The following is a 5,018-nucleotide window of genomic DNA, read 5'->3' as shown; positions in this document are numbered from 1 at the left end:
TTTGCCTGTTCCGCCCACGAAGATGCAGGCCCAGTCGCGCCATGCATGGCAAAATCGATATCCACTTGTTTCTGTTTTTGTCGTAAATGTCGAATGGTATAAGTACGCATAGGTGGGCGAACCTGTTCAGGCAACTGTCGATAGTGCTGATACCATTCAGTATGGTTTTCAATCCATTGTGTTTGTTCAGGATTGTCTATAATGGGGAAAAATAACTTTACCCGCTGATCAGGTGCATAACTGAGCACCTGATCCAGTTGATCTCCTTGAAAGGTAAATCGGGTCATGGTTGGAGATAATTTTTGAATTTGAGCCAATTGCATATTCACAATCAAATAAGGCTGTGCCTGATTCATGATCACACCCTCATATAGGAAAAGTCATTTCAATATAACATCAAAAGATAATGATTATCAATTTCATTATCGCACTTGTATTCACATTTCCATCAAGAAGATATGATCTGAATCCGATCACCAACCTTTAAAATTCCTCATATACAGCAGGGTTTTGATTGGCTAAACGACCATCTGCGCGGGTCAATTGGTTGATCTGCTGCATCTGCTCATCACTCAGGCTAAAGTTAAAAATTTCCTGATTCGCCAATTGGTTTTTATCGCTACTGGCCTTAGGGATCGAAATTACACCCAGTTGATGCTGCCATCTTAAAATCACTTGCTGCATCGAATAATTCAGCTCTTGAGCAATCTGCTGCAATACGTCATTTTTAATGACCTCACTGCCCCGCCCTAAAGGACTCCACGCCATCGTCAAAATCTGTTTGGATTGATCATATTGATGCTGCGCTGACTGATTAAAATAGGGATGTAGCTCGACCTGATTGATCACAGGCAATACGCCTGTTTCACGCTGCAATGTATCAATATGCTCAGGCAAAAAATTACTGACGCCAATGGATTTGATCAGACCCTGCTTTTGTGCCTCAATCAGCGCTTGCCATGCCTCAACGTATAATCCCTGTTTGGGATTTGGCCAGTGAATCAGATAGAGATCCAGATAATCCAGTTGCATACGATATAAAGATTCTTCAATGGTTTCCATTGCCTGCTTATATGGATGACGACGGCCTGGTAACTTAGAGCTTATAAAGACATCTTTACGCTCTAATCCAGATTGCCGAAATGCTTCACCCACAGCGCCTTCATTTTCGTAGTTAAACGCCGAATCCAACAGACGATAACCGTTATTTAAGGCACGCAACATGACGTCAACTCCTGCTTTACCTTTTAAGGTATAGGTACCAAAGCCAAGTGCAGGAATCTGATGTCCATCATGAAGTTTTAAAGAAGGAATTTTAATCTGCTGAGTCATTTTTTCACTCTTTTAGGTATGCATTGTATTAAAGTTTTAACATGTAAAACCGTACAGCTCTGCTATATCCACATGTAAAAATGTTATAAAACTCATCGAATTGTATGAAAAATGCTATTTTCTAAACGCGTCGTATAGATGCGGGGTTCATAATAGCAAGAGATTATTTGCATTAAAAAAWAACTATTTTGGGTCAACGCTTATGAAACCGATTCATCATGCTGCACAGCAAGGATTTAGTCAGGCTGCCGAACTCTACCAACAGGTTCGACCTGATTATCCAAATGAAATTGTGAACTGGCTAAAGCAGGAGTTACAATTAGATCAAAGCTCGTGTATCGTAGATTTAGGGGCTGGTACAGGTAAATTCATCCCTTATCTTGAGCAAGTGACCTCAGATATTATTGCGGTTGAACCCGTTCAGGCTATGCGTGAACAGTTAAGCCTTGCACACCCTGAAATTAAAGCACTCGACGCCTATAGCACTGAAATTCCATTACCCCCTCAAAGCGTCGATGCGGTGCTATGTGCGCAGTCATTTCATTGGTTTGCCAATATCGAAACCCTCAATGAAATCTATCAACTCCTCAAAATTGATGGGCATTTGGGGTTAATCTGGAATCAACGTGATATTGAAGTCAACTGGGTCAAAGCACTGGCAGATATATTGCAACCGTTAGAACAGGATACCCCTCGTTATCACAGTGGCGACTGGAAAAAAGTATTTGAGCATCAATTTTTATTTCGACTCGAAAGTGTCAAAGTTTATTCTCAAGTTCAAAAAGGGACCGTGGAGCAAGTGGTGAGTCAACGCTTGCTGTCCACCAGTTTTATTGCTGCGATGACTGAAAAACAACAGCTCGAACTGAAACAACAATTTGAACAAGTCGTCTATGAATTCACGGGTAAACAACCACAGGATGAAATTGAATTCCCTTATATCACCTACGCTTACCACTTTAAAAAAATCTAATGCTGATCCAAACTCAATAAGGAAAACATCATGAGCATCCAAAACAATAAGCCCTTGCAGATATTGGCTTTGGTTTTAGGCAGTACATTGCTACTCAGTGCATGTAATAAAAATGATCAAAGCAAAACAGCACCATCAACTGAACAACAGACCCATGAGCATCAAGCAAATGTAGATCAGTTAAAAACGCCACCGATCAAAGAGTTTCCTGCGACAGAACAAGATACTCATGACATAGCGTTGTTAGATGAGTTTGATGAAAAATTCACTGCAATGACGGATGATATGGATAATGAACTGGCAAAGATGCAACAGGATGGAAGCTTAACCCCTGAATTTGAACGTAACCGTAAACTTGATCATATTCAGTCGGCACTGACCATGCTAAAAGATTTAGATTTAAAAACAGCACAAGGACGGTATATTCAGGGATTGTTATATCAATACTGGGAAAATCAGGGTAAGTTAATCAATGAACAAACCAGTTCTGCCAATGCTCAGAACCAGAAAAAAGCCGCAATCAATGTGCAAGATCTGAGTGATTATTTACATGCCCAAGAACAATTAAAACATTGGAAAGACCAACAAAAGCCAGCATAGAAACCATATAGAAATAAAAGCAGCGACATTATTCAAAAGAACTGTGTCGCTGCAAATCATTTTTTAAGGTTTGGGCAGGTGATTAAATTTTTTGACGCTCAATCCATTGAATCGAATGCACTCGAAATACTTCACAGGCTCCATCACCCACACCGCCGGGAGCAAGTGATGATGTCCACACCAGATTATTATCCTTGACTTCAACCAGTTCACCTTTTAGACGAACCAAATCACCACGTTTGACTTGGGTAATCTGTTTAGCAATATCTGGGTTAGCAGGAATAATATGCATATTCGACACCAGTTTCATGGCCTGATCTGGCGGCACAGGAAGTGTTTGCATACTCCAGTTTAGATAGCGATCGTACTGATTAATTTTAATTTGTGAGGCAATTTCGGGATGTGCAAATAAACCATAACTGACAGCAAAATCGATCGGAGAGAATTTTGCCTGCTCATCATTACGATATTGTTTATAACCCAAAATACGAAAATCACCATTAAAAGGTTTTAACACCGACACCGATTGTCCTTTAACCGCAGGAGCCAAACCTCGCGCAATGTTGTAGTCACTGGAAGTCGAGGCACTCACCTGCCCAATACTCAATGCCACAATCAATCCGATACCTATCTGCTTGAGCATATCAACTCCTCCACTAAAACATCACAATATTCATTTTGATCTTTTTATCATAGGCTTAAATTTAATAAAAAATTGCAAAATTGGGTAACAATAAAGACAGATTTAGTCTCTTTTTGTGGCGAAAAGACACGCCGAATTCTCATCTTCAGATGCAAATAGACCAGAATAAATAGCATTAGATCGCAGAGAAATTATTGATCCGCCTAATCGTCAAAATCAATTCTAAGTGTTTCGAAACGGACTCGACCTTCTTGCACCGCTTGCGCAATCGCTTGCTGACCTTTAGTGAGTCGTGCGCCTCCACTTTTAATATCCATCAGAATCACTTCGATATCTTCAGCTCGACCTTCACCATCACGAAAGTCGGTATAACCATCAAATACCACATAATCCACAGGATCACCTAGAAATTTGGCATCACTCGGCAAATAACGAAATTCTGGCATAATCGGAGCAAGCTGTTCCGCCATTTTTCCTTTTAAGACTGCACGACTGGTATTTACACTACGCTTTTGTGCCTGCGCCAAAGCCTGCTGATGTTCAAGTTCTAGTTCGCTAATATATTGTTCATATTCTGCCCGAATACGTCCGTTTCGTGTATTTGAAAGAATCAAGGTGGTGATGATGACACCAATACATGCTCCTATTAACATTGCCATCCAGATGGACATGAATTTACCTACTCTAAATTTGGTTCATACTTTAAGGTCTAAATATTTTAACGTTTAAACACTTTAAATAAGCTGAAGACTTTTGTCATGTGTAACCTTTCAATGCTAAAAAGATGCTAATCTAATCCAGTAAATCAAGAATATATCTCGGGCATGAAAACGATACTTATAGCAAATCAAAAAGGCGGATGCGGTAAAACCATTACAGCAATTACACTGGCTTCGGCACTGGCGCAAAAAGGATATAAAGTTGCGCTAGCCGATGCAGATAATCAAAAATCAGCGCTGCAATGGCTCAAACAGCGACCAAAAACCGCAGCAATGATTCAGAGTTTGGACTGGCGTCATGAAAAATCCATTGGAGATGCGCCTAAAAATATCGATTATCTGATTATTGATGCGCCAGGTGCCTTATCTGGTGAACAGGCTGAACAACTGATTAGTGAAGCTCATGCGATTGTCACGCCGCTTCAACCTTCTTTTTTTGATATTGACAGTACCAAGCGTTTTTTAAAACATTTACAGGATATTAAACGAATTCGCAAAGGCAAGGTCGGAATTCATTTAGTAGCCAATCGTATGAAAGCCAATACTTCAAGTAGTAAAGATATTCAGCAGTTTTTTGAAAAAATCGAACAACAACCTGTAGCTGCGATTTCTGAACGAAGTGCTTATGGTCAATTGGCCATGCAGGGTTTGAGTATTTTTGATCGATCTCAAAAGAATTTTTTATTATTACAGACGCAATGGCAACCGCTGCTCGATACTTTAATTGAAGATCCTGCTGAATGGTTTTAAG

7 protein-coding genes are annotated in these 5,018 nt (G+C 40.1%); 3 read left to right on the top strand and 4 right to left on the bottom strand.

Going from position 1 to position 5,018, the window contains the following annotated elements:
* Positions 1–356 (bottom strand): siderophore-interacting protein (locus JR005_RS14655; protein WP_228731767.1); only part of this gene is annotated, 356 nt, incomplete at its 3' end.
* A gap of 127 nt (positions 357–483) precedes the next feature.
* Positions 484–1,332: an aldo/keto reductase gene (locus tag JR005_RS06625; protein WP_218665740.1), complete on the bottom strand. Its 849-nt coding sequence runs from the start codon at positions 1,330–1,332 to the stop codon at positions 484–486.
* A gap of 202 nt (positions 1,333–1,534) precedes the next feature.
* On the opposite strand from JR005_RS06625, the gene JR005_RS06620 reads away from it, so the two are divergent.
* The gene (locus tag JR005_RS06620; RefSeq protein WP_218665739.1) at positions 1,535–2,305 is read left to right on the top strand and encodes a class I SAM-dependent methyltransferase; all 771 of its coding nucleotides are present in this window, start codon (positions 1,535–1,537) and stop codon (positions 2,303–2,305) included.
* A gap of 30 nt (positions 2,306–2,335) precedes the next feature.
* Positions 2,336–2,905 (top strand): hypothetical protein, encoded by a 570-nt coding sequence (locus tag JR005_RS06615; protein ID WP_151722174.1) that lies wholly within the window; start codon positions 2,336–2,338, stop codon positions 2,903–2,905.
* An 82-nt stretch (positions 2,906–2,987) separates the two neighbouring features.
* Here the strand turns inward: JR005_RS06615 and JR005_RS06610 are convergent, their stop codons facing one another.
* Complete coding sequence (locus JR005_RS06610; RefSeq protein ID WP_218665738.1) at positions 2,988–3,548, bottom strand: hypothetical protein; 561 nt, start codon at positions 3,546–3,548, stop codon at positions 2,988–2,990.
* 203 nt (positions 3,549–3,751) lie between these two features.
* Positions 3,752–4,219 carry a Holliday junction resolvase-like protein gene (locus JR005_RS06605; RefSeq protein WP_004995192.1) on the bottom strand — a complete coding sequence of 156 codons (468 nt, stop codon included), beginning with the start codon at positions 4,217–4,219 and terminating at the stop codon, positions 3,752–3,754.
* A gap of 153 nt (positions 4,220–4,372) precedes the next feature.
* Between JR005_RS06605 and JR005_RS06600 the strand changes: the two genes are divergently transcribed.
* Positions 4,373–5,017 (top strand): ParA family protein, encoded by a 645-nt coding sequence (locus JR005_RS06600; RefSeq protein ID WP_151724833.1) that lies wholly within the window; start codon positions 4,373–4,375, stop codon positions 5,015–5,017.
* The last annotated feature ends 1 nt before the right edge of the window (position 5,018 follow it).

It is taken from the genome of Acinetobacter sp. Colony158 (assembly GCF_019264745.1).
GTDB classification, from domain to species: Bacteria; Pseudomonadota; Gammaproteobacteria; order Pseudomonadales; family Moraxellaceae; genus Acinetobacter; species Acinetobacter ursingii.
Note: the sequence above shows the minus strand (reverse complement) of the source record. Positions and strands in the feature narration are given on the sequence as shown.